Origin of the sequence: Mesorhizobium sp. B2-8-5 (assembly GCF_006440675.2) — a bacterium.
Lineage (GTDB): Bacteria > Pseudomonadota > Alphaproteobacteria > Rhizobiales > Rhizobiaceae > Mesorhizobium.
The window spans coordinates 3,131,496-3,155,443 of record NZ_CP083951.1 but is presented as its reverse complement, the minus strand read 5'-3'; the positions used below and the strand labels follow the sequence as shown (position 1 = coordinate 3,155,443).

Here is a 23,948-nt window from a genome sequence, read left to right as displayed (position 1 = left end):
ACCCCTCCTGCCAAACCGAAACGCTCGCCGGGCGATGTGGATCGCCCCGCCTTCTCCCCCTTCCCTCGCCCTCCGGGACGTTCAGAAAACTATCATATTATACATAATAAACAAGCTTGAGCTGTTGCTTATGTATAATAAACAGTCCTGAACCTTGCCGGATGTTGATTTTACAGACAAATGGTAGCGCTACCATGAAAGCCTGTAAAGCGCCGCTTTCGTCATTTTTCCGTGTTCGTCAGAGTGCCTCCAGGAACAGTGCGTAGCTTTGGCTCGGCGTTTCCGCCGCCGCCCTAGAGCATGATCCCGAAAAGTGGGAACCGGTTTTCGGACAAGATCATGCTCCAACAAGGAGTTAGAGCGTGATGGGATTCGACGAAACGCTATCACGGGTCTAACGCGCGGTGCTCTCGCGCCGCATGAGGTCGAAGCCGAGGTCGACGATCCGCTGTTCCGGCCGGTTGCCGGCGATCGCCGCAAGCGCCATGGCGACGGCGCGGGTGCCGATTTCATAGCGGTGCGTGCGCACGCTGGTGATCGAAGGAAACGACACCTGCATCATGTCGAGATCGTTGAAGCCGACAATGCCGATCTGCTTCGGCACATCGATCGATGCGCGATGGCATTCGAACAGAACGCCAAGCGCGATATCGTCATTGTTGCAGAACACGCCGTCCAGCGTCGGTATCTTGGCCAGCGCGTCGCGGAACAACTCGCGCCCCAGCGTCACGCTTGACGGCACCGGCGTCGTGGTGACGAGCCGCGGATCGAAAAGGCCGGCGGCCTCCATGGCGGCGCGATAGCCGGCAAGGCGTCGCTGCGAACGCGGGTCCATTCGCGCGCCGATGAAACCGATCTTGCGGTATCCGGCTTGCAGGAGGTGTTCGGCGGCGGTCCTGCCGCCGTCGAAATGGGAAAAGCCGACCACCATGTCGACCGGGTCCGGCCCGGTCTCCATCACCTGCACCACCGGGCAGCCGGCATTCTCCAGCAGTCGTCGCGCGCTGGGTGTCTGGTCGATACCCGCCACGATCAGCGCCGCCGGGCGTTGCGATCCGAAAACCTGCAACAGCCGCTCTTCCTCGAGGCCCGAATAATGGGTGTTGCCGATCTGGATGCGGAACGGGCTGTCGGAAAGGCTGTCATAGATGCCGCGCACCACTTCGGCGAAGACGTTGTTGGTCAGCGAAGGCACCAGCACGCCGAACACCTCGGCGCGCGCCGAGGCAAGTGCGCGGGCATTCGGGTCAGGCACGTAGCCGAGTTCGTCGACCGCGGCCTGTATCTGCCGTCGCAGGTCCTCCGACACCCGCCCGGGCTCACGCAGCGCGCGCGACACGGTGATCGCGCCGACACCGGCCTTGCGCGCCACATCGGCAATGGTCGGGCGGCCGCCGCCACGGCGGGAACGCGGCTTGGTCAAGGCCCTGTCCCCCCGTCTTCGACGCGCGGCCGCAACATCACGATCGGCGTCCGTGTCATCGCGCCACCAGGTCAGCTCCGCCGATTGAGGTCGCGCATGCGTTAACCGTTGTCAAGCAACCCGGCTTCGGCGCCCGGTCGACCGAGGCGCGTCAGGCAATCGCCTCGGCGCTTCGGTTGGCTTTCCACATCAGCAGCGCGATGGCCCCGAGATTGACGAGGTTCCAGCCAATTCCGTTCAGGAAGGCGGCGGCGTAGGAACCGGTGAGGTCGTAGATCCAGCCCGACATCCAGCCGCCCACCGCCATGCCGAAGATCGTCGCCATCAGCACGATGCCGACGCGCTGGCCGGCTTCCTTTGCCGGCATATAGTCGCGCACGATGATGGCATAGCAGGGCACGATGCCGCCTTGCGACAGGCCGAAGACCAGCGAGACGACATAGAGCGAGGCGAGCCCGTCGAACGGGATGTAGAATAACAGCGACAGGCACTGCAGCGCCGAGCCGATCAGCAGCGTCTTCACCGCGCCGATGCGGTCGGCAAGGAAGCCCGAGCCGATGCGGCTGATGACTCCGGCCGCCAGCATGATCGACAGCATCTCGGCGCCATGCGCGACGCCGTAGCCAAGATCCATGCAATAGGCGACGATATGCACCTGCGGCATCGACATCGCCATGCAGCAGCCGAAGCCGGCAATCACCAACAGGACCTGCAACTGCGAGGGCGACAGCGAGATTGGCTGCACCGGCCGGCCGCGCGGCGCGCCGGATGTCCCCTCATGCGGCGCGCGCCGTCGCAGCAGCAGGACCAGCGGCACCATGGTGACGAGGCAGATGACTCCGATTGTCGCATAGGTGAAGCGCCAGCCATGACCTTGCATCATATAAGGCATGACCGTCGGCCAGATCGCTCCGGCAACGTAGTTGCCGGACGCCGCCACCGTCACCGCGACGCCGCGGCGGCGGTTGAACCAGTGCGAGACGTCGGCGATCAGCGGCCCGAAAATCGCCGAACAGCCGACGCCGATCAGCAGGCCTTGGGCGAGCGTGACGCCCAGGATCGAATTCGCACGCGACGCCAGCAGAAACCCCGCGCCGAGCGCCAGCGAAGCGGCGAGCGCCGGTATCCAATACCCAAAGCGGTCTATGGCGCGTCCGATAAGCGCGTTGCCGGCGGCGAAGCCCACCATCGTCGCGGTATAGGGCATCGAGGCAGCGGCGCGATCGACGCCGAATTCGGCCTGCACCGCTGGCAGGACCACGACCACCGCCCAGGTGCCGACGCCGCCGATTGTCGCCAGCAGCAGGGAAATGCCAAGCCGCGTCCATGCATAGAAGCTGTCGATGCCGGCGCTGTCTGCCGCGTTTCCTCGAACTGTCGTCACGGCGTCTCCTGTCCGCGATTTCTTCGAGATCGCGTGTTTGAGCGCACTATCGGCGCATTTCCGGGGCCGAGCAGCGCCACGAGGCATAATTCCGTGGCTCCAGAAGCGGAACCCGCCTCACCCGATGGAGTTTTGCCTGAAGAAAGGAGTTCGCCATGACCGCCAGGAAGAAATGGTCGGCCGACGTGACCGAGCACAGCGATGCGATGGATCTCGAGGATCATGTCTTTGAATCCGACGACGCCAAGAAGATCGCCGCGTCGCTGAAACGTTCGGCCGAGCACAGCCACCGCCGCAAGGCTGAGCCGTTCCAATCCGCCATGTCGATGTTGAATTTCTACATCAACCGCGCCGGCAAGAACTTGCCTGACGAGCGCAGGAAGGTGCTGGAAAAAGCGAAGGACGAGCTGCGCGTCGCGTTCGGCCGCGAAAAGCAGGATTAGGTGCTGCAACGGGAACGCAAGCGCAGGGAGCCGCCATTCGCAAGCCGGCCTCAGCTGAATATCGACGGACCTTAGCGCGACTGGATCACTTCGTCGGTATTGGCCAGCAGCTTACGGACCGCGTTGCGCGCCGCATCCGGCCTTCGCAGGCGAATATTCCTCTCGATCGCCTCGTGCAGCTTTTGGGCATGGTGCAAATCGTCCAGTTCGCGCGTCGTGTAGGCGAAGAGGTGGTCGAAGGCGGATTCGATCAGCACCCCCAGCGGCACCAGCAGGTCGTTGCCCGAGGCTCTGAGGATGGCGAGATGGAAGCGCGTGTCGGCCCGCGTCCGCTCTTGCAGGTTGGTCGCCGCGCCCATCTCCTGGCAGGCCTGGCTGATCTCGGCCATCTGCTCGTCGCTGCGCCGCAGCGCCGCGAAGGCGGTGGCTTCCGGCTCGATGATATGGCGGAATTCCTGCACGGTCTTGAGGAAAACCTCACGGTCCGGCGACGTGGCGTACCAGGACAGCACGTCGCGGTCGAGGAGGTTCCAGCGTTCCTTCGGTTCGACCCAACTGCCGATCTTCGGCCGCGAGGCCAGCAGGCTCTTTGCCATCAGCATCTTGATCGCCTCGCGCACCGCGGAGCGGCTGACGTCAAAGGTCTCCGACCATTTCGCTTCGTTGGGCAGGATGGTGCCCGGCGGATAATCGCCGCGCACGATCCTCAGCCCGATCTCGCTGGCCAAGGAGGTGTGCACGCTGGCGCCCGGAATGCGTGGCGCGTTGGCCCGGCGAACGCCGGCCGGACGCTCCTGGGCTGCCGTTTTCGTCAGTTTTTTTTCGTTGTTCGGCTTCGCGTCCCGCATATGGTCCAGAAAATCCCGTTTTCAGAAGCTGTCAAGCACGGCAGGCCCGCTTTGCCCCAACGCGCGAGGATGTGCACAGATCAACCGGCATTTGCCGCCGCCTCATGCCGTTTTGACGTATTTGCGCCAGCTGTGCTCGGGCCGGAAGCCAAGCACATCGCGCGCCTTGCGGTTTGAAAGCAACGTCTCATACTCGCCAAGCTCGGCCTTGACCGGCACGCCCGGATAAAAGCGCTTCACGAGCTCCGCCGTCGGCAGGTCCGACGAGGTGTCGTCATTGGCCGCGTTGAACACCTGGTAGCCCAGGCCGTCCTTCTCGATGGCGCGCAAAGTGATCTGGCCAAGATCGCGCGCGTCGATGTAGCTCCAGGCGATGCGCTTGCGGAAACCGGGATCGGCGAACCATTTCGGAAACAGCGAATATTCATGCGGCTCGATGACGTTGCCGATGCGCAGCGCATAGATGTCGGCGCCGCTGCGCAGCGCGAAGGCCCGCGCCGTCTTCTCGTTGACGATCTTCGACAGCGCGTAAGAGTCCATCGGGTCGACGTCATAATCCTCGTCGAGCGGGAAATGCGTCGGATTGCGCGGCTCATTGGCGAAGACCAGGCCGTAGGTCGTCTCCGAGGAAGCGATGATGATCTTGCGGATGCCGAGCTTCACCGCCGCCTCGATGACATTGTAGGTGCCCATCGCGTTGATGCGGAACACCTCGTTGTCCGGCGTGATCATGATGCGCGGGATTGCGGCGAAATGCACCACGGCGTCGACCGGCTGGGCTCTCAGCGACGGATCGAACTCGTGCAGGCCCATATAGCTCGACAGCGCGTTGAACACCTGCCCGCTGTCGGTGATGTCGGTGATCAGCGTGCGCACCTTCGGGTTGTCGAGCGGCCTGGTGTCGATGTTGAGCACCTGGCAGCCATGTTCGACCAGATACTGAACGACATGCCGGCCAGCCTTGCCGCTGCCGCCGGTGAACATGATCCGCTTCGTCATTTTGCTCTCCACAACATCAGGGAATTATGTGTATTGTCAGACAATATGGTATTCCGCAATCGCCTGCCAACCGCGATCCGCGAAAACCTTTCCGGCAATCGCCCGCCGCGCGGGCCCATCACCACGAAAGACAGGGAAGAGACGACATGAGCACCACCGCTGCCCGCGAGAAAATCGGTTTCATCGGCCTAGGCCTGATGGGGCACGGCATCGCCAAGAACATCGTCGACAAGGGCTATCCGCTGACCTTCCTCGGTCGCAAGAACCGCAAGCCCGCGGAAGACCTTTTGGGACGCGGCGCTAAGGAAGTGGCCACATCCAAGGAGGTGGCCGCTGCCTCCGACGTCGTCTTCATCTGCGTCACCGGCTCGCGCGAGGTGGAGGCGATCATCCGCGGCCCTGGCGGGCTGAAGGAGGGCCTGAAGCAAGGCTCGGTCGTCGTCGATTGCTCGACCTCCGATCCGGTCTCCACCGTGGCCCTGGCCGCCGAGCTCAAGGCGCTCGGCGTCGACTATGTCGATGCGCCGCTCAGCCGCACGCCGAAGGAGGCCTGGGAAGGCACGCTCGACGCCATGGTCGGCGCGCCGGGCGCGGTGTTCGCCAGGCTGAAGCCGGTGATCGAGACCTGGGCCGGCCGCATCGTCCACATCGGCGACACCGGTGACGGCCACCGCATGAAGCTGCTCAACAACTTCATCTCGCTGGGCTACGCCGCGATCTATTCGGAAGCGCTGGCGCTGGCAGAGAAGGTCGGCATCTCGCCGCCGCGCTTCGACAGCGTCATCCGCAACGGCCGCATGGATTGCGGCTTCTACCAGACCTTCATGCGCTGGACGCTGGAGGGCGACCGCGACGCGCACAAGTTCAGCATTGCCAACGCCTTCAAGGACCTGACCTATCTGGAATCGATGGCGGGCGCGGCTGGCATCGCCAACCCACTCGGCAACGCCACCAAGAATTCCTTTGCGACCGCCTTCGCCACCGGTCCCGTCGAGCAATATGTGCCGATGCTCGCTACACACATCGGCAAGCTCAATGGCGTCGACCTGATGCCTTCGAAGGACGGCGTGAAGCAGAAGATCTGAGACGAAAGCGCCCTCATCAAGAATGCAACTTTGAAAAAGTCAGGGGCGCCTCGCGGCGCCCCTTTTACATTGGTTCTGGATCCGACCAGCGCCTACCTTTGGATACAGGTGTCGGCCGTTTCCTTGGTGCATTCGTCGAGGCCGGTGAAGACCGGATCGTCGACCTTCTTGTTGCCGACGAGGTCGAGCATCACCGAGGGCGCCTTGTAGCCCATTTCGAACGGCCGCTGGCCGACCAGCGCGGTCACCAGGCCTTCCTTGGCGATCGCCACCTCGTCGCCGATCGTGTCGGCGGCGCCGATGACAAACTCGTTCTTGGCGATCTTGTCGGCCATCGGCTTGAACAGGTCGCGATAGGGCTGCGGTGCGCCGAACAGCGGCCAGCCGCCCATGATGCCGAAGGCGTCGAGCTTCGGGTTGGCGGCGAGGATGTCGGTCATCGCCTGCACGCCCTTGGCGCCGTCGTCATTGGTGAACACCGGGCAGCCGGCGACTTCGGTCCAGCCGCCTTCGCCGGCAAGTGCCGCGAGGCCTTCCTTGCCCGACAGCGCATCGCGCATGCCTTGCGCGCGGCGCAGGATGTTGTCGGCCGCCGGATTGCCCTCGATGGTGCAGATCGTGCCGCCATTCGGCTTGGCCTTCTTGATGTACTCGCCGATCTTCTTGCCCATCAGGTAGTTGTCGGTGCCGAGATAGGTCTTGCGAAGGGCGGCGTCTTCCTTGGCAAGGTCGGCGTCGACCGTCATGATCGGGATCGACGGATTGGCGCTCTTGATCGTCTGCGCGATCAGCGGCGCGTTCGACGGCGAGATCGCCATCGCCGCCGTGTCGGGCTTGCTCAGCATGTCCTGCACGATCTGCGCCTCGCCGGCTTCGTCCGAGGTCGATGCCGGGCCGGTGTAGAAGCATTCATATTCCGAGCTGGCGTTTTCCTTGTTCCACTTCTCGCAGCCCTGATGGATGGCTTCGAAGAACGGATTGTCGAGACCTTTCACGACGATGACGAGCTGTTTCTTGGCCAAAGCCGGCCCGGCGCCCAACGCCATGGCGGCGACGGCGGCAAGTAAAAGTGTTTTCCTCATATCAGTCCTCCCTTGAAACAGACGGACACCGCGTGCCCGCCACACTGATCAGTCCGGATGCGTAAGAACCATGACGAGCATCTCGATGTCGCGTCCTGCGCCGGGCTGATAAGCATTTGCCGATCCGTTTGCCCGAATACTGGCGCAGCCGGATCCTTGACCTTCAAACCATCTGGCCGCCCTCCGCCGGATAGACGGACAATGGGCAAGTCTTCCTCCGAGACTTAGCTAATATCGGCTTTTCGCCAGCGTCAATTCCTATTTGTCCTACAAAACCGATTTTTCGTCGAGTCTCGAAATTAATCGTCAGACAATTGATTGACGCCCTTGTCCGGTTTTGCCTAAATGCGTGGACGCACCGTTCGGGAGGAGATGGACGGAGCAGGACGCAAGCGGCGCCGATAAAGGTCGGCGACAGCTGCGCCGTAAATGGGGAGGCATAAGGCTGGTGTCGGTTCTCGAACTCGCCAACATCTCGAAGCATTTCGGCGCCATCCAGGCGGTCAACGATGTATCGTTTTCGCTGGAGGCCGGCGAGGTCGTCGGCCTGATGGGCGACAACGGCGCCGGCAAGTCGACTCTGGTCAAGATGATCGCCGGCAATTTCCACCCGAGCCACGGCACCATGCGGCTGGACGGCAAGGAGCTTGTCCTGCACAAGCCCGCAGACGCCCGCCAGCATGGCATCGAGATCGTCCACCAGGACCTCGCGCTCTGCAACAACCTGACGGCCGCGGCCAACGTCTATCTCGGCCGCGAGTTGCGCCGCGGCTTCGGTCCGCTCCGCATCCTCGACTATGGCGCCATGTACAAGCGCGCCGGCCAGCTTTTCGCCGAGCTGAAATCCGAAACGCGGCCACGCGACCTCGTCAAGCAGATGTCGGGCGGCCAGCGCCAGGCGGTGGCGATTGCCCGCACGATGCTGTCGCAGGCCAAGATCGTGCTGATGGATGAGCCGACGGCGGCGATTTCGGTCAGGCAGGTCGCCGAAGTGCTGAACCTCATCCGCCACCTGCGCGACCAGGGCATCGCCGTAGTGCTGATCAGCCACCGCATGCCGGACGTGTTCGACGTCGCCGACCGCGTCATCGTCATGCGGCGCGGCCGGAAGGTTGCCGACAAGAAAATCGCATCGAGCTCGCCCGAGGAAGTCACCGGGCTGATCACCGGCGCCATCGAACAGGTCGCGTGATCGCGCGGAACCTCGCGCCCCCGCCTCTCAGGAAAGGTCGATAATGGCAGCCACCCTTGACCAGACGATCGCGCAGAAGCAGCACACCTTCCTGTCGCGGCTCTTCTCCAACCAGACCTTCTGGGTGGTGATCGCGGTCATCCTCGCCTGTCTGTTCTTGTCCGTCGCCACCGATTCCTTCGCCACGTCGAAGAACCTTTTCAACATCACGCGCAATGTCACCTTCATCGCCATCGTCGCGCTCGGCATGACTTTCGTCATCATCACCGGCGGCATCGATCTGTCGGTCGGCTCGGTGCTTTGCCTGTGCTCGATGGTGCTCGCCGTCACCATGCATGCCGGCTATTCGATCGAAGTGGGCATCCTGGCCTCGATCGCCACCGCGCTTGTGATCGGCGCCTTCAACGGCGTGCTCATCGCCTATCTCGGCTTCCCGCCTTTCGTAGTCACGCTCGGCATGCTGTCGGTGGCGCGCAGCCTTGCCATGGTCGCGTCCAACAACACGGTGGTCTTCCAGTTCGGACCGGACCATCAGAAGCTTCTGGCGCTGGGCGGCGGCGCCTGGCTGTTCGGCATCGCCAATCCGGTGCTCTACATGATCATCCTGGCGCTGATCACCGGCTTCATCCTGCGCTTGACCAAGTTCGGCCGGCACATCTTCGCCATCGGCGGCAATGAGCATGCGGCGACGCTGACCGGCGTTCCCGTCAAGCAGATCAAGGTCGTCGTCTATATGATCTCGGCGTTGTCGGCGGGGATTGCCGGCATCATCCAGACCGGATGGCTGGGCGCCGTCACCACCAATCTCGGCAACGGCATGGAACTGCAGGTCATCGCCGCCACCGTCATCGGCGGCGCCAATCTCGCCGGCGGCGTCGGCACCGCGCTCGGCGCCATCGTCGGCGCCGCCCTCATCGAAGTGATCCGCAACAGCCTTGGCCTGCTCGGCATCAACGCCTTCTGGCAAGGCACTTTCATCGGCGGCGCGATCATCCTGGCGGTGCTGTTCGACCGCGTCCGCAACTTCCGCCGCAGTGACTAGCTCCCCCTATCGCTCAGTCTGAAAATCGATTCAGGCGCTTTGAGCGCAAGTTCCGCTGCGCTTGCCCGCCTTGACGCGGCCTCACCCTGGCCGCACTATTCCCCAGCAGGCGAAGGGAGGCCAGTCGCCTGCGGGAGGAACGATACCCATGACGGACGCGATCAGGCTCTATTGGGGCCGGTTCGGACATGTTTCCGTGCTGAATGTCGCCAACGACTTCGTCACCCATGCCCACGGCGAGGCGCATCTCATCATCTGGTTGGAAGGCACGGCGGGCGAAATGACCATCGGCCGCGAGACGGTACGGCTTGGGCCGGGCACGGCGGCCGGCATCAACTCGTTCCAGCCGCACAGCCACGCCCTTTCCCGCGACGGCAAGCCCGGCCTGTTCCTCGCCTTCTACATCGACCCCGATTGGGCGCGCCGGCGCCGCGACCTTCCGTCGTCGGCGCCGCTGTTCACGCAAGCCGCGATCACGCTGGAGCCTTGGCTGCATCAGGCGGCGGCGAACCTGCTCGATCACCTGACCGACAATGAGAGTATCGACGACGTCGCCAATTACGAGATCGAGCGTTTCATCGACAGCGTGCTCGACGCGGCCGAGACATCCGCGCCGCAGATAGCCCGCGCGCGCATCAACACGATGCTCGATTTCCGCGTCCGCAAGGCGATCCAGCTGATGAAGGCCAATGTCTGCGAGCGCATCTCCTTCGACGACGTCGCCCGTTCGGTCGGCCTGTCCCGGCCGCATTTCTTCGCGCTGTTCAAGGAACAGACCAACCTGACGCCGAACGTCTACTGGAACACGCTGCGTATGGAGGAAGCCGTGCGCCAGTTGCAGTGGTCGCAGGAGCCGCTGATCTCGGTCGCCTGCAATCTCGGCTTCACCACCCAGGGTAATTTCTCGCGCTTCTTCCGCGACCATGTCGGCGTGCCGCCGACGCTCTACCGCGAAGCCGCGAGAGCCGTGTCTTGACCGCCTTTGCGGGCTGATCCGTCGCCGCATTTTCCGACTGGTTGATACGCACTTAAGACGCATTGATAAGCGCCGGCCCGTCGGCCGCCCTAGCCTGCTCCTGATCTTTGCAAGGGAGCCAGTCTATGGCGAAAGTCACCATTTCCAGCGTCATCGATGCGCCGGTCGAGCAGGTCTGGGCGCACATCCGCGACTTCAACGGCCTGCCGAACTGGCATCCGCGCATGGTGGAAAGCCATATCGAGGACGGCAAGGACGCCACCACGATCGGTTGCGTGCGCAACTTCCAGCTGGTCAGCGGCGCTCGGCTGCGCGAAAAGCTGCTCGACTTCTCCGACGACAATTTCCTGGTCAGCTATTCGATCCTGGAAACGCCGCAGCCGCTCACCAATCACAAGGCGACGCTGCAGTTGCGGCGCGTCACCGATGGTAACCGCACCTACGCCGAATGGAGCGCAAGCTTCGACGCAGCACCGGAGGAAGCCGACAAGCTGGCCGAGGGCATGGGCGCCAACGTCTTCCAGGGCGGCTTCAACGCCCTGAAGACCCATTTCGCCGGCCAGAGCTGACGGGAGCGCGCCATGTCGCTTGCGCTGCAAACTTTTTCGAGCGTGAAAGACGCCAACGCCGCGCTGCAAGCCGCCGGGGCACGCTATCTTGGCGGCGGCACGCTGGTGATCCGCGCCGCCAATGAAGGCGACGTTTCCATCTCCAGCCTGATCCGTGTCAACGATCCCGGCCTTTTGCAAATCGCGGTTTCCGGCGCCAAGGTCCGGCTCGGCGCTTCGGTCACCATGGCCGCGATTGCCCGCCACCCCGAGCTTGCCGCGCTCGCGCCTGCCGCGCGCGCTGTCGGCGGGCCTGCGATCCGCAACATGGCAACCGTCGGCGGCAATCTGTTCGCCCCTGCCCCTTATGGCGATTTCGCCGTCGCGCTGCTGGCGCTGGACGCGACCGTCGACACCGAAGACGGCGAACTGGCAGTCGAGACCTTCCTGGCCGGCCGCGATACCAGCCGCGCCATCGTCACCGCTGCCACCTTTTCATTGCCCAAGGCTGAAAGCTTCCGCTTCCTGAAAGTATCGCGCGTCAAGCCGAAAGGTGTGTCTGTGCTGAGCATCGCCGCGCTTCTGGAACTCGCGCCGGACGGCACGGTGACCTCGGCGCGGATCGCGCTCGGCTGCATGGCCGATCGGCCGATGCGCGCTTTAGCGGCCGAAAAGGCGCTGCTCGGCTGCAAGCTCACGCCGCAGGAGATCGCGCCGGCGCTGGCGGCCGCGAGCGAAGGCATCGCGCCGATCACCGACCCGATCGCCAGCGCCTGGTACCGCGCCGAGGTCCTGCCGGTTCATCTCGGCCGGTTGTTGTCGAATTAGTCCGTGGGGGACGCGCGTCTGTCCGGTCGATCCGGGCAGGCGCGCAGGGAGGAAAAATGGCAAAAGTACCTGTCCAATTCACACTCAACGGTTCTGAAAAAGCTGAGTTCGTCGAAAGCGGCGCGACGCTGCTCCACGCGCTGCGCGACAAGATCGGCGACACATCGCCCAAGGGCGGCTGCCATCAGGGCACCTGCGGCGCCTGCTCGGTCATCATTGACGGTGAATTGCGGCTCTCCTGCCTGACATTGGCCGAAACCTGCAACGGCGCGGCCATCACCACGACGGCCGGCCTCGCCGAAGGCGGCGTGCTGCATCCGCTGCAGCGCGCTTTCCTCGATGCGTTCGCCACGCAATGCGGCTTCTGCACGCCGGGCATGATCATGGCTGCAAAAGTGCTGCTCGACCGCACGCCGAACCCGAGCCGCGAGGATGTGGTCGAGGCGCTGTCCGGCAACATCTGCCGCTGCACCGGCTATGAGCCGATCATCCAGGCAGTGCTGACCGCCGCGCGCGCCAACTCGCAGAACGCCGCCTGAGGGACCGAGCCATGGAACTGCGCAAGGACTATTTCGCCGATGTCCGCAAGGACGGCCTGCATGAGATCGGCCAGGGCCGCCCGCGGCTCGACTCCCCTGGACACGTCACCGGCAAGACCGCCTATTTCGCCGACCGGAACTTCCCGGGCATGCTGCATCTGAAGATGGTGCGCAGCCCGCACCACCATGCCCGCATCCGCTCGATCGACACGTCGCAAGCGGAAAAGCACCCGGGCGTCGTCAAGGTGCTGACCGCCAACGACGTGCCGCACAATGTCTACACCATCCTGATCCTGATCCAGATCGGTCCCGAGGACGAAACCGTGCTCGCCGACGGCAAGGTGCGCTGGAAGGGCGAGGCCGTGGTGGCGGTGCTGGCCGAGACCGAGCGCGCGGCGCAGGAAGCCGCCGCCAAGGTCAAGGTCGACTATGAGGTGCTGCCGGCGGTCTTCGACATGGAGGAGGCACTGAAGCCCGGCGCGCCTTTGGTCAACGAATATCACGGCCAGAACTACTACCTCTATGACAGCGGCGAGTGCCGCAAGGTGCGCTTCGGCAATGTCGAGGCAGGCTTTGCCGGGGCAGACCACATCCTCGAACAGTCCTACCAGTCCTCGCCGATCGAGCACGCGCCGACCGAGACGACGGGCTGCGTGGTGACGCCAGAAGGCAACGACCGCTTCACCTGCTACACCAACACGCAGGCGATGTTCTTCACCCTCGACAACACCTCGATCATCCTGCAGATGCCAGGCTCGAAGCTGCATTTCGTCGGCGGCACGGTCGGCGGCGGTTTTGGCGGCAAGGTCGACGTCATCGTCGAGCCGATCGCCATCCTCGCCGCCAAGCTAACCGGACGCCCGGTCTGTTTTATCTACAGCCGTGAGGAGGAGATGCAGATCTCCTCGCCGCGCGCGGCCGAGAAGGTCGTCATCAAGGACGGCTTGATGAAGGACGGCCGCATCGTTGCGCGCAAGGTGACCGGCTACACCGATGCCGGCGCCTATTCGCGCCACTCGCCCTACGGCGCGCAGAAGGGCGCCGCACACTATCCCGGCCCCTACACGATCCCGAATGTCTGGATCGACACCTATTGCGTCTACACCAACCGCACCCCTTCGTCGGCCATGCGCGGCTTCGGCGTCACCATCGGCGACTTCGCGCTGGAAGTGCAGATGGACAAGCTGGCGCGCCTGATCGGCATGGACCCGCTCGAGTTCCGCTTCATCAACGCCTATCGCGACGGCGACATGAAGGCGCATCGCCAGCCGACCGAGGGTGCCGCGCTGATCGAATGCATGCAGGAAGCCTCGCGCGCCGCCAACTGGCCGGTGGCGGAAAAATACATGGCGATGTCCTCCTACAGGAAGGAAGCCTGAGATGGCGATCCGGCGTGGACGCGGCGTCGCCGCGATCAACTATCCGACCGGCATGAACCTCGGCGGCGACCCGACCCAGGCGCTGGTCCATTCGACGCCGACCGGCAATTTCATGGTGACGCTCTCCAGTGTCGATCTCGGCCAGGGCATGAAGCAGATCATGGCGCAGATCTGCGCCGAGACGATCGGCGTGCCGACCGACCGCGTCATCATCGACACCGCCGACACCGACACCGGTCCGCACTGCATGGGCACTTTCGCCTCACGCGGCACGCACCGCGCCGGCAATGCCGTCATCCAGGCGGCCAAGGAAGCCCGCCAGGTGATGCTGGAAGTGGCCGCCGAAGAGCTGGAGGTGAACGCCTCCGACCTCGAGACCGACGGCCAGGGCAATATACAGGTGAAGGGCGCGCCGCAGAAATCGATCTCGATCTTCGATGTCGCCCTGTCGGCGCATTTCAAGCGCGGCCGCTCGATCTCAGGCCGCGGCATGTTCCTGATCCCGCGCTCCTATCCGGAGAAGGAGACCGGCGCGATGAAGCCCTCCACCTGCTACGCCCATGCCTGCACGGTGGCCGAGGTCGAGGTCGACGACGAGACCGGCGAAGTGACGGTGCTGACGGTCAAGAACGTCTTCGAGATCGGCCGCGCGCTCAATCCGAAGATGGTCGAGCAGCAGTTGGTCGGCGGCTCCTGGATGGGCATCAGCCACGCGCTCTACGAGACGACCGAACCCTATTATCCGAACCGCGATCATGGCGGCACCGACTTCAACCAGTATCTGATGCCCGGTCCCGGCGACCTAGCCGAGACCGAGATCATCGTCTTGGAGCGCCCTTCCGCCGACGGGCCGTTCGGCGCCAAGGGGCCGGGCGAGATGTGCGCCAACCCGCAGATCCCGGCCGTCGCCAATGCCGTCTTCGACGCGGTCGGCGTGCGCATCGACACGCTGCCGATCACGCCGGAGCGCATCCTGCGCGCGCTGAAGGCGCAGGCGGCGGGCTGAGGGGAAGATGACCAGCGCCGACGCCGTTGCGGTCGCGGCTTCGCCGGAGGCGATAGCCGCGCGCCTTGCCGCCTCGCGCTATCTGGCCGACGACAGCCTTGCCACCGCGATCTTCCTGGCGATTCGCCTCGGCAAGCCGCTGCTGCTCGAGGGCGCGCCGGGCGTCGGCAAGACCGAAGCCGCGAAGGCGGTCGCCGAACTCCTCGGCCGCGAGCTGGTGCGCCTGCAATGCTATGAAGGCATCGACGCCGGACATGCGCTTTACGAGTGGAACTACCAGCGCCAGTTGCTCGCCATCCGCCATGCCGGCGAGCACGAGATCGACATCTATGACGACCGCTTCCTGATCGCCCGGCCGCTGCTGCAAGTTTTGCGGGCGCCGGAGCAACGCGTGCTTCTGGTCGACGAGATCGATCGTTCCGACCACGAGTTCGAGGCGCTGCTCTTGGAATTCCTCTCCGATTTCCAGATCAGCATTCCGGAGCGCGGCACGATTCGCGCCGCGGCGCAGCCGATCGTCATCCTGACCTCGAACCGCACCCGCGAGCTTGCCGAGGCGCTGCGCCGGCGCTGCGTCTATCACTGGATCGGCTATCCCGACGCCCAGCGCGAGGCCGAGATCATCATGCTGCGCTCGGGCCATGTCGCCGAGGCGACCGCACGCGCGGTGGCCAATGCCGTGCAGGAAATCCGCGCGCGGCCGCTGGCCAAGCCGCCCGGCATCGCCGAGGCGGTGGAGTGGGCGAATGCCGCGACCATCCTCGAGAAAGGCGGCAGCCCGTGGCCGGAGGCCTTCCGCCGAGCCATCGGCGTGCTGATCAAGGACGAGGAGGATTTTTCGGCGATCGCGCCGGAGCTGGGGAGGATTGTCGAGGAGGCGCTGGGGTGATGAGCAATCGGCATTGCGCGCCTATCTCTCAGCGCTGGCGGGACAGCGCCCCCCTCTGTCCTGCCGGACATCTCCCCCACAAGCGGGGAGATCAGATGTCGCGCCGGCTTTCGCCAATCTTCAGCCTGGCAGAATTGAGCGGCGCGCCAACGCTGCTAATCTCCCCCCTCGTGGGGGAGATGTCCGGCAGAGGGGGGCGCGAAGGAATGATGCGTGGGGAAAGCTTGCCTCGTGCCGCTGCGCCTTTTCTGGGCTTCGCCAGGCTGCTGCGTCGCCACGCCTTCGCCATCGCGCCGGAACAGGCAACCAGCTTCATGCAGGCCGTCACCCTGCTTGGCCCGCGCTCGATGAACGACATCCGCGAAGCAGCACTCGCGACGCTCGCGCCCTCGCCCGACCGCCGCGGCGAATTCGACGCGCACTTTCGCGGCTACTTCTATGGCGACGCCAAGCCTTTGATCGAAGGCGAGGAGGACGACGAAACCCGCGTCAAGGACGATCGCGGCGCGCGGGAGGAAGAAAATCAGGTCACTCGCCAGGAAAAGGGCGGCGAACTGTCCTCAGCGCTCGAGCAGTTGAGCGCACGCGACTTCCAGCGCGATTCCGATGGCCTTGGCTCATTCCGCCGCAGGCTCGCATGCGCCCTGCCCGCGCGCCGTTCCTTTCGCACCGCGCGCACCCGCTCGCGCGGCACGCTCGATCTCCGCCGCTCACTCAGCGAAATCGTCAGCGCCGACGGCGACATCCCCGCGCCGCAGCTGCGTCGTCGCCAGACCGTGCCCCGCAAGCTGCTTTTGCTCATCGACGTCTCCGGCTCGATGAAGCAGCACACCGCCGACTATCTCAAGCTCGCCCACGCTGCCGTTCAAGGCGCGGACCGTGCCGAAGTCTTCACCTTCGGTACCCGCCTCACCCGCATCACCTCGGCGCTGCGCATCCGCGGCCGCGAGCAAGCGTTAGCGCGCGCTGCAGGGCTCGTCGACGATTGGGACGGCGGCACGCGCATGGGGCCGACTTTGCTTGCCTTCCTGTCGGTGCCGCGCTTCTCCGCCTTCGCGCGCGGCGCCTGCGTCGTCATCCTGTCCGACGGACTGGAACGCGGCGACCATTCCGACCTCGAAACCGCGATGCGCCGGTTCAGCGCCCGCGCCTTCCGGCTGTCGCTGGCGAGCCCGCTCGCCGGCGATCCGCGCTTTCGGCCGGCGACGGCGGCACTCGGCGCCATTCTGCCGATGCTCGACGATCTGGTCGACGGCTCGTCGGTGGGCAGCCTGACCGATTTCATCCTGTCGCTCGCCCGTCCTGCGCCTGCGGCTTCAGTCATCTGGAAAAGGGTATCGTGATGCAGAAAGCCATCGACGCGCATTTCCACATCTGGCGCCAGAAGGACCAGCCCTGGCTGGTCGGCCCCATGGTGCCGCGCATCTTCGGCCCCTACGAGCCGATCCGCCGCGACTATCCGATCGGCGAATTCCTCGAAGACCAGAAAGGCTCGGGCGTCGAGAAGGCCGTCTATGTCCAGACCAACTGGGCCAAGGAGGACTTCGAGAAGGAAGTCGCCTTCCTGCAGAAGACAGCCGACGAGACCGGCTGGCCGCATGCCATCGTCGGCTACGCCGACATGACCGTGGATGACGTGCGCCACCAGATCGACCGGCTGATGAAATACAAGCTGCTGCGCGGCGTGCGCATGCAGCTCCACTGGCACGAAACGCAAGCCTTTCGCTTCGCCGCCTCCGCCGACCAGGTAATCGATCCGAAGGTGCGGAAAAACGTGGCACGGCTGAAGGACTACGGCCTCTCATTCGACCTGCAGCTTTTCCCCGCCCAGATGAAAGATGGGCTGAGGCTGGTCGACGAAAACCCCGAAACCGATTTCATCCTCACCCATGCCGGCATGCTGACCGATATGGCGCCCGAAACGACAGAAGCCTGGAAGGCCGGCTTGCGCACGCTATCGGCCGCGCCCAATTTCTACGCCAAGCTTTCCGGCCTCGGCACCTTCGTGCACCGCAACGATCCGGATCTGATCGCTTACATCGTCGACAACGCGATCGAAATCCTCGGGGCTGACCATCTGATGTTCGGCTCGAACTTCCCGATCGAAAAACTGTGGACCAGCCATGCCGAGCTGATCAAGGCGCACCGCGCTGCGGTTGCCGGGTACGGCGCCAAGGCCGAGGCGGACATCTTCTGGAACACGGCGGAGAAGGTTTACCGGCCGGTATAGCGCTCCACAAGCCGCCGCGCCGGGTAGGCGCGACGGCTTGCGGAGCAAGCAGTTATTGCGTCGGCAACATGCCTTCGACGTCGCTCGCGGCGTCGGCAAGCGCTTCCTTCGGCGTCGCCGACTGGTCGACGATGCGGGACAGATTGTCGACGATGGTCTGCGTCACCTTGACTCCGTTGGTGCCGGGGAAGGCGTACCACGGAACCATCAGCGGCATCTGGCTGAGGCCGGCCTGGAACAGCGGGTTCTTCTTGTAGAAATCGCCGAGATAATCAGGTGATTTCGCGGCGAGTTCGTTGTTGGGGACATAGCCGGTGCCGGGCACCACCACCGACGCGCCGTACGGGCCGGCGGCGAACTTGGCGAACTTCCAGGCGGCTTCCTGCTTCGCGGTGTCCTTGGTCAGGATGACCACCGCATTGCCGCCGGTCGGCAAACGGCCGTTGACCGGATCGATCAGCGGAATCTTGGCCGTGCGCAGCGTGAACTTGTCGCCGACATTCTTGATCGTGTTGACCAGCGCGCCTGTGGTCTGGAATTCGAAGCCGACCTTGCCGGCCGCGAAAGCCTGCTCGCCCGCCGGCTTGGTGAAGACCGGCATGCCGCCTTCCTTCACCATCCGCTCGATAAGCTCGACAGCCTTCTCGCCTTCTGGACTGTTGAAAGCGACCTTGCTCTCGTCGCCGTTCAGCATCTTGCCCCCGGCGCCAAACAGCAGCGCCGAGAACATCCAATCATCGCCCTGCCAGCGGAAGTCGATGCCGTCGACACCGTTGCCGAGCGCCTTGATCTTGCCGCCAAGGGCGATCACCTCGTCCCAGGTCTTGGGCGGATTGTCCGGATCGCCACCGGCCGCCTTCATCAGGTCGGCGTTGTAATACATGATCGGATTGGAGGTGGCGAAGGCCAGCCCGATCTGCTTGCCGTTCACCTGCGCGAGCTTCAGTATGGTGTCGGAGAAGCCTTGCTCGGCCATGTTGCCGTCCTTCTTCACCAGCGGCCCGAGGTCGACGGCGACGTCGCGCTCGTTGAGCATGCGCAGGCGGTTGAGGCCGATGAAGGTGATGTCGGGCATCTCGTCGGTGCCGGCCTGACGAAGAATGGTCTGGATGCCTTCCTCATAGGTCGCGGACGGGCTGGCGAACTGGATCTTGATGTCGGGATTCTCTTCCATGAACTTCTTCGAGATCGTGTCCATCACGTTCTTGAAGAAACCGGGCATCGGATAGTGGACCGTCAGTGTCGTGTCGGCATAGGCCGGAAGGGCCGATGCCAGCGACACCGCCGCCATGGCAATAATCCTGGAGAAATGCTTCATTGCTCGTGCTCCTTGTTGGCCGGTCAGCCTTTGAGACCGGTCATGGTGATGCCTTCGACGAAGCGCTTCTGCGCGAGCAGGAAGGCGACGACGAGAGGAAGGGTGATAATCAGCGTCGCGGCCATCAGCGCACCGTAGTCGTCGCCCGCTTCCGCGGCGCGGAAATACATCAGGCCGAGCGGCGGCGTGGCGTAGGCCTGCTTGCTGATGACGATCAGCGGCCAGTAGAGATCGTTCCAGTGCGCGACGACGGAAAAGATCGCGAAGGCGGTGACGGCCGGCCAGGCGTTGGGCACGATGACGCGCGCGATGATGCCGAGCTCCGACATGCCGTCGAGCCGCGCCGCGTGGATGAGGTCGTCGGGCATGGCGCGGAAGAACTGCAGGAACATGAAGATCGCGAACACCGAGATCGTGAACGGAGCGACCAGCGCGGTGTAGCTGTTGAGCAGCGACATGCGGTCGAACGCGACATAGAGCGGCAGAGCGGTCGCATGGATGGGAACCAGAAGGCCGAGCATGACCAGCACCATCATCATGCGCGCCGCGCGAAATTTCAGCTTGGCCATCGCGTAGGCGCAAGGGATCGCGACCGCGACCTGGAGGAAGAAGATCAGTCCGCACACGACGATGCCGTTCCACAGCAGCGTTGCCATTGGCACCCTCTCCAGCGCCTTGGCGAAATTCTCAGCGAAGAAGGGATGCTGCGGGATCAGCGAAAGCGCCGCGGTGAAGATGTCGCTCTGCGTCTTGCCGGCGGTCGAGATCATGAGGATGTAGGGCGCCAGAATCATCAGCGCACCGAGCGAAAGCAGCGTGAAGCGGACGATACGGCCGACCGGGATGCTGGTCATGTGTAGTGTACCCGCCGGTCGAGGACGCGATACTGCAGGAACATCAAAACGACGAGGCTCGCCAGGAAAACCACCGTCATCGCCGACGCATAGCCGACGCGCATATAGACGAAGCCCTCCTGGTAGATGGTGAAGAGGAGCACTTCGGACGCCTTGTTCGGGCCTCCGTCAGTCAGCATCTTCACGGTCTCGAAAACCTTGACCGCATTGGTGATGCTGATCGTGACGACGAACAGCGTCGTCGGCCCGAGCATCGGCCAGGTGACCAGCAAGAACCGGTCGAGCGCCGATTTCGCGCCGTCGACTTCAGCCGCTGCGTAGAGCTCGCGCGGGATCGCCGTCAGGCCGGCCAGGAACAGCACCATGTTGAAGCCGACCGACTGCCAGACGCCGATGATCGACAGGCTGTAGAGGACGGTGTTCGAGGCGCCGAGCCAGTTCGGGCCGGGAATGCCGACAAGCGAAAGCAGCGCGTTGAGCGGCCCGATGGTCGGATGGAAGATATACTGCCAGACGGTTGCCATCGCGACGATCAGCGAGGCCACGGGCAGGAAGTAGACGGTGCGGAAGAAAGCCCGCGCGCGCAATTCGCCTTCGATCAGAAGCGCGACACCCAAGCCGAGCGCGATCGAGACCGGGGCGACCATCGCCGTGTAGAGAGTGGTGTTCCACAGCGATTTTCGAAAGGTGCGGTCGCTGAACAGATGCGCGTAGTTCTCGAAGCCGACGATACGGAATTTGCCGTAGCCGAGCTCGAAATCGGTGAAGCCCAGAAAGACGACGGCAACCACCGGCAACAGCACGAACAGGAAGAGCAGCACGATCGCCGGCAGCGCCAGCAGCCAGGCGGTCCGGTCCTCGCTGCGCGCACGCAGTGCCGCGGCGCTCAGGACATTGCCCGCCAGCGCGACGCTAGACATAGGCCGGCTCCTGCCGTGCGCCCGCCACTTCCGCGATGCGCAGCCGGCGTCCCTCAGGCCCGAAGACCATCGCCTGCTCAGGAGCCAGAAGGATGCCCACCGGCATTCCGCCGATCAGGTCCTTCGCCTCCTGCGGCGCCAGCTTGGCGATGACGCTGTCGCCGGAGACGTCGAGCCGGCAATGGGCAATGACTTCCGAGCCGAGGAATTCCAGCCGTTCAATCCGCCCGGCAACGCCGCTCCGCCCGCTGGGGGACAGTTTGACGAATTCCGGGCGAATGCCGAGGCTGATCGGGCCGTTCGCCACCTTCTCCAGCAAAGCCAGCCGCATGCCTTCGAAGTCGACGCGACCGTTTTCGGCGATCGCCTGCAGGATATTGATCCTCGGCTGGCCGACGAACCGCGCGACCTCGATATGGGTGGGGTCGTTGTAGATCGTCTCGGGCGTGGCGAGCTGAAGCAGATGGCCGCCGATCATGACGGCGACGCGATCGGCCATCGACAGCGCCTCGGCCTGGTCATGCGTCACATAGAGCGTTGGCACACCGGCGCGCCGGTGCAATTCCACGATCTCGCCGCGCGCATGGACGCGCAGATTGGCATCCAGGTTGGAAAGCGGTTCGTCCATGAGGAAGATGCTGGGATGGCGCACCATCGCGCGCGCCAGCGCCACGCGCTGCCTCTGCCCGCCAGACATCTGTCCGGGCTTGCGGTCGAGCAAATGGTCGATCTTCAGCAAGGCGGCCATCTCGCGCACATCGCGCGCGATGCCGGCGCGTATCTCCCCCTGGCCCGGTAGCCAAGCGCCGATCAGCGGCAGGCGCTGCGTGAGGCTCAGCCGCTTTATGGCAAGCGGGACGGCGATGTTCTGGCCAGCCGTCAGATGCGGGTAGAGCGCGTAGGACTGGAACACCATGGCGATGTTCCGGTTGGCCGCGGCAATGTTCGACATGTCCTTGCCACCGACCATTATCTCACCGGCATCGGCATGGTCGAGTCCCGCGAGAATACGCAGCAAGGTGCTTTTCCCGCACCCCGACGGGCCGACCAGGGCGATGAATTCGCCGGGTTCCGCATCGAGGCTGACGCCATTCAGTACGGCGTTGCCGGCAAAGGCCTTGCTCAGGCCACGCAGCGACAGCACGCCCATCACCCAGCCTTCCTGCGGACCTTGTGGGCCTCGTGCGGATAGACTTCCTCGACCACGTCATCGAGAACATGAAGGGTCATGCCGGGAACGGCGACGATCTCGCTCGCGACCGCGTCATCAAAATGATGCATGACGGCGCCGATCAGTTGTTCGCCCGGCATCTTGCGTTCCATGGTGTCGACGATGAAGGCGGCGGACGGCCCCCATACCAGGGAGGTGCCGGCGTATTTGCCCTTCCACGCCCAGTGCAGGTGGCCGCTCGCATGCAGGGCCACGTCGTGGGCGGCGATCAGATCGTAGAGACGCCTGCGCTGGGTCGGCCGGATACTCCAATAGCCGGTATCGCCTTCGTCCGGATCGTCGACAAAAAGCGGCTTGTGGGCAAACATCGCGACGCGGCGGCCGCCACGGCTTTCCAGCGTTTCCCGCAGCCATTCGAACTGGGCTTCCTCCGCGGCATCGTTGAAGCCCATCACCTGGCTGTTTAGCCCAATGAGCCGCCAGTTTCCCGCATCCTCGGACCAGTAGTCAGGACCGGCCAGGCGGCGCCAGCGCTCCAGCCGTGCCGCATCGACCGGCTGCAGCGAACCCGGCAGATGGCCGACGTCGTGGTTGCCGGGCACCAGCAGCACGGATCTCGATACCTCCCGCATCAGTCCCATGCAGAAGCTGATGTCGTCATCCTTGTCGGCTCCGTCGACGGTCAGATCGCCGGTGTGGATGACGAGATCGGCGCCGCTTTGCTCGATCCAGTCGGCCAGCGGCTCCCAATTGCCGCTGAAATGCGGCTTGGTCGGGCTGAAATGGGTATCGGTGATCTGAACGATTTTCATGACGGCTCCGCCGCGAAAGCCGTGCCGGAAACCAAGGGCGAACGACTGCGCGTGCGGCTTCCTTAGTGCCGTTACATGTCACTTCCTTAACAGCGCCGGGGCAAAGTTTGATTCAAGCACACAAGCCTGTGAAACGCGCGAACGGCCGCCGCCGGACGATATTTTTTTGCTGGCAGCGACACGGAAACGCCGTGACGCTCCCCCGACTCACTTCACCTCGAACTGCGGGTCGACTGGAATCTGCAGGGATGTCACCAGATGGTTCGTCTGGCCGGCCAGGCCGATGATCGACACAAGCTCGCCGTGCTGCGCGTCGGTCATGCCCTTGGCCCGCGCCGCGGCTGTGTGCGAGTGGACGCAATAGGAGCAGCCATTGGCGGTCGAGACCGCGATATAGATCATTTCCTTGGTCAGCGGATCGATGGCGCTGTCGGCGACCATCACCGCCTTGAGCTGCTCCCACACTCGCTTCAGCGCCGCCGGATCGTTGGCCAGCCCACGCCAGAAATTGTTGACGAAGTCGGATTTCCGCGTCGCGCGGATATCGTCGAACACGGCCTTCACCGCCGGGATTTTGTCGACCTCGGCATCACTGAGCAGCTTTGTAGTGGCCATGGTGTGGTCCTTTCGTTTGAATCGCCGTCGAGGTCGTTAAATCAAGGGTTGCGCATAGACGGCTAAGCAGTTTGTCCGGCTAGTTTTTAGCGCCGGAAAGCACGCGACTGCGGAGATTGGCCGAAGCACCTCAGCGTCGTCATTCTAGGGCGGAGCAAGGAGCGAAGCGACGCGCGCAGACCCTAGAATCCATGCCATGACCTCGCACGAAGGGTGCAGCGGAGCAGAGTTCTGGACCGTAGCGACGCCTAAAAGTCACGGAATGGATCCTCGGGTCTGCGCTGCGTCGCTTCGCTCCTTGCTCCGCCCGTGGATGACGAAATGACGGACGCCTCGGCTAATCTCCCGTGGGTGGCTCGATCTAA

The 23,948-nt window shown here is 64.0% G+C and carries 24 protein-coding genes; 13 read left to right on the top strand and 11 right to left on the bottom strand.

The window, feature by feature from the left end; genetic code table 11:
- Positions 1 to 394: 394 nt before the first annotated feature.
- The gene (locus tag FJ430_RS15320) at positions 395 to 1,423 is read right to left on the bottom strand and encodes a LacI family DNA-binding transcriptional regulator (protein WP_140706495.1); all 1,029 of its coding nucleotides are present in this window, start codon (positions 1,421 to 1,423) and stop codon (positions 395 to 397) included.
- Positions 1,424 to 1,574: 151 nt separating this feature from the next.
- A complete protein-coding gene (locus tag FJ430_RS15315; RefSeq protein WP_226892203.1) occupies positions 1,575 to 2,807 on the bottom strand; it encodes an MFS transporter in 1,233 nt (410 codons plus the stop codon).
- A 155-nt stretch (positions 2,808 to 2,962) separates the two neighbouring features.
- On the opposite strand from FJ430_RS15315, the gene FJ430_RS15310 reads away from it, so the two are divergent.
- The gene (locus FJ430_RS15310; protein WP_140647987.1) at positions 2,963 to 3,250 is read left to right on the top strand and encodes a DUF3175 domain-containing protein; all 288 of its coding nucleotides are present in this window, start codon (positions 2,963 to 2,965) and stop codon (positions 3,248 to 3,250) included.
- Between the two features lie 71 nt (positions 3,251 to 3,321).
- On the opposite strand, the gene FJ430_RS15305 is transcribed toward FJ430_RS15310, so the two are convergent.
- Both FJ430_RS15305 and FJ430_RS15300 read right to left on the bottom strand, forming a co-directional pair.
- On the bottom strand, positions 3,322 to 4,098 hold the full coding sequence (locus FJ430_RS15305) for a FadR/GntR family transcriptional regulator (RefSeq protein ID WP_140706499.1): 777 nt from the start codon (positions 4,096 to 4,098) through the stop codon (positions 3,322 to 3,324).
- A gap of 102 nt (positions 4,099 to 4,200) precedes the next feature.
- A complete protein-coding gene (locus tag FJ430_RS15300; protein WP_140706501.1) occupies positions 4,201 to 5,097 on the bottom strand; it encodes an NAD-dependent epimerase/dehydratase family protein in 897 nt (298 codons plus the stop codon).
- 146 nt (positions 5,098 to 5,243) lie between these two features.
- Between FJ430_RS15300 and FJ430_RS15295 the strand changes: the two genes are divergently transcribed.
- A complete protein-coding gene (locus tag FJ430_RS15295; protein ID WP_140706503.1) occupies positions 5,244 to 6,182 on the top strand; it encodes an NAD(P)-dependent oxidoreductase in 939 nt (312 codons plus the stop codon).
- Between the two features lie 92 nt (positions 6,183 to 6,274).
- Here FJ430_RS15295 and FJ430_RS15290 read toward each other — a convergent pair whose 3' ends face one another.
- Complete coding sequence (locus FJ430_RS15290) at positions 6,275 to 7,264, bottom strand: sugar-binding protein (RefSeq protein WP_140647991.1); 990 nt, start codon at positions 7,262 to 7,264, stop codon at positions 6,275 to 6,277.
- 448 nt (positions 7,265 to 7,712) lie between these two features.
- On the opposite strand from FJ430_RS15290, the gene FJ430_RS15285 reads away from it, so the two are divergent.
- The 11 genes from FJ430_RS15285 to FJ430_RS15235 all read left to right on the top strand — a co-directional run bounded on the left by FJ430_RS15285 (position 7,713) and on the right by FJ430_RS15235 (position 17,893).
- Entirely contained in the window at positions 7,713 to 8,456 is a 744-nt protein-coding gene (locus FJ430_RS15285; protein WP_140659881.1) for an ATP-binding cassette domain-containing protein, read from the top strand.
- 43 nt (positions 8,457 to 8,499) lie between these two features.
- Entirely contained in the window at positions 8,500 to 9,498 is a 999-nt protein-coding gene (locus FJ430_RS15280) for an ABC transporter permease (protein WP_140647993.1), read from the top strand.
- 148 nt (positions 9,499 to 9,646) lie between these two features.
- Positions 9,647 to 10,474, top strand: a complete 828-nt coding sequence (locus FJ430_RS15275) for an AraC family transcriptional regulator (RefSeq protein WP_140706505.1) — start codon at positions 9,647 to 9,649, stop codon at positions 10,472 to 10,474.
- A gap of 125 nt (positions 10,475 to 10,599) precedes the next feature.
- Positions 10,600 to 11,043 (top strand): SRPBCC family protein, encoded by a 444-nt coding sequence (locus FJ430_RS15270; protein WP_140706507.1) that lies wholly within the window; start codon positions 10,600 to 10,602, stop codon positions 11,041 to 11,043.
- A gap of 12 nt (positions 11,044 to 11,055) precedes the next feature.
- Positions 11,056 to 11,850: an FAD binding domain-containing protein gene (locus FJ430_RS15265; protein WP_140706509.1), complete on the top strand. Its 795-nt coding sequence runs from the start codon at positions 11,056 to 11,058 to the stop codon at positions 11,848 to 11,850.
- A gap of 56 nt (positions 11,851 to 11,906) precedes the next feature.
- A complete protein-coding gene (locus tag FJ430_RS15260) occupies positions 11,907 to 12,389 on the top strand; it encodes a (2Fe-2S)-binding protein (RefSeq protein WP_140706511.1) in 483 nt (160 codons plus the stop codon).
- Between the two features lie 11 nt (positions 12,390 to 12,400).
- On the top strand, positions 12,401 to 13,768 hold the full coding sequence (locus tag FJ430_RS31625; protein WP_140706513.1) for a xanthine dehydrogenase family protein molybdopterin-binding subunit: 1,368 nt from the start codon (positions 12,401 to 12,403) through the stop codon (positions 13,766 to 13,768).
- Position 13,769: 1 nt separating this feature from the next.
- Positions 13,770 to 14,774, top strand: a complete 1,005-nt coding sequence (locus FJ430_RS31620) for a xanthine dehydrogenase family protein molybdopterin-binding subunit (RefSeq protein ID WP_073985327.1) — start codon at positions 13,770 to 13,772, stop codon at positions 14,772 to 14,774.
- Between the two features lie 7 nt (positions 14,775 to 14,781).
- Positions 14,782 to 15,663: an AAA family ATPase gene (locus tag FJ430_RS15245; protein ID WP_140706515.1), complete on the top strand. Its 882-nt coding sequence runs from the start codon at positions 14,782 to 14,784 to the stop codon at positions 15,661 to 15,663.
- A 206-nt stretch (positions 15,664 to 15,869) separates the two neighbouring features.
- Positions 15,870 to 17,006, top strand: a complete 1,137-nt coding sequence (locus tag FJ430_RS15240; RefSeq protein ID WP_140706738.1) for a vWA domain-containing protein — start codon at positions 15,870 to 15,872, stop codon at positions 17,004 to 17,006.
- A complete protein-coding gene (locus FJ430_RS15235) occupies positions 17,006 to 17,893 on the top strand; it encodes an amidohydrolase family protein (protein WP_181175460.1) in 888 nt (295 codons plus the stop codon). Before FJ430_RS15240 ends, FJ430_RS15235 begins: the two co-directional genes overlap by 1 nt.
- A gap of 52 nt (positions 17,894 to 17,945) precedes the next feature.
- Here the strand turns inward: FJ430_RS15235 and FJ430_RS15230 are convergent, their stop codons facing one another.
- From FJ430_RS15230 to FJ430_RS15205, 6 genes are all read right to left on the bottom strand, one after another.
- Positions 17,946 to 19,211 carry an ABC transporter substrate-binding protein gene (locus FJ430_RS15230; protein ID WP_140706519.1) on the bottom strand — a complete coding sequence of 422 codons (1,266 nt, stop codon included), beginning with the start codon at positions 19,209 to 19,211 and terminating at the stop codon, positions 17,946 to 17,948.
- 23 nt (positions 19,212 to 19,234) lie between these two features.
- Entirely contained in the window at positions 19,235 to 20,065 is an 831-nt protein-coding gene (locus FJ430_RS15225; RefSeq protein WP_140706521.1) for a carbohydrate ABC transporter permease, read from the bottom strand.
- Entirely contained in the window at positions 20,062 to 20,985 is a 924-nt protein-coding gene (locus FJ430_RS15220; protein WP_140706523.1) for a carbohydrate ABC transporter permease, read from the bottom strand. Before FJ430_RS15220 ends, FJ430_RS15225 begins: the two co-directional genes overlap by 4 nt.
- On the bottom strand, positions 20,978 to 22,135 hold the full coding sequence (locus tag FJ430_RS15215) for an ABC transporter ATP-binding protein (RefSeq protein ID WP_140706525.1): 1,158 nt from the start codon (positions 22,133 to 22,135) through the stop codon (positions 20,978 to 20,980). Before FJ430_RS15215 ends, FJ430_RS15220 begins: the two co-directional genes overlap by 8 nt.
- Positions 22,135 to 22,968: a metallophosphoesterase family protein gene (locus FJ430_RS15210; RefSeq protein WP_140706527.1), complete on the bottom strand. Its 834-nt coding sequence runs from the start codon at positions 22,966 to 22,968 to the stop codon at positions 22,135 to 22,137. The genes FJ430_RS15215 and FJ430_RS15210 overlap by 1 nt, the downstream gene beginning before the upstream one ends.
- A gap of 207 nt (positions 22,969 to 23,175) precedes the next feature.
- Positions 23,176 to 23,583 (bottom strand): carboxymuconolactone decarboxylase family protein, encoded by a 408-nt coding sequence (locus FJ430_RS15205; protein WP_140706529.1) that lies wholly within the window; start codon positions 23,581 to 23,583, stop codon positions 23,176 to 23,178.
- Positions 23,584 to 23,948 lie beyond the last annotated feature (365 nt).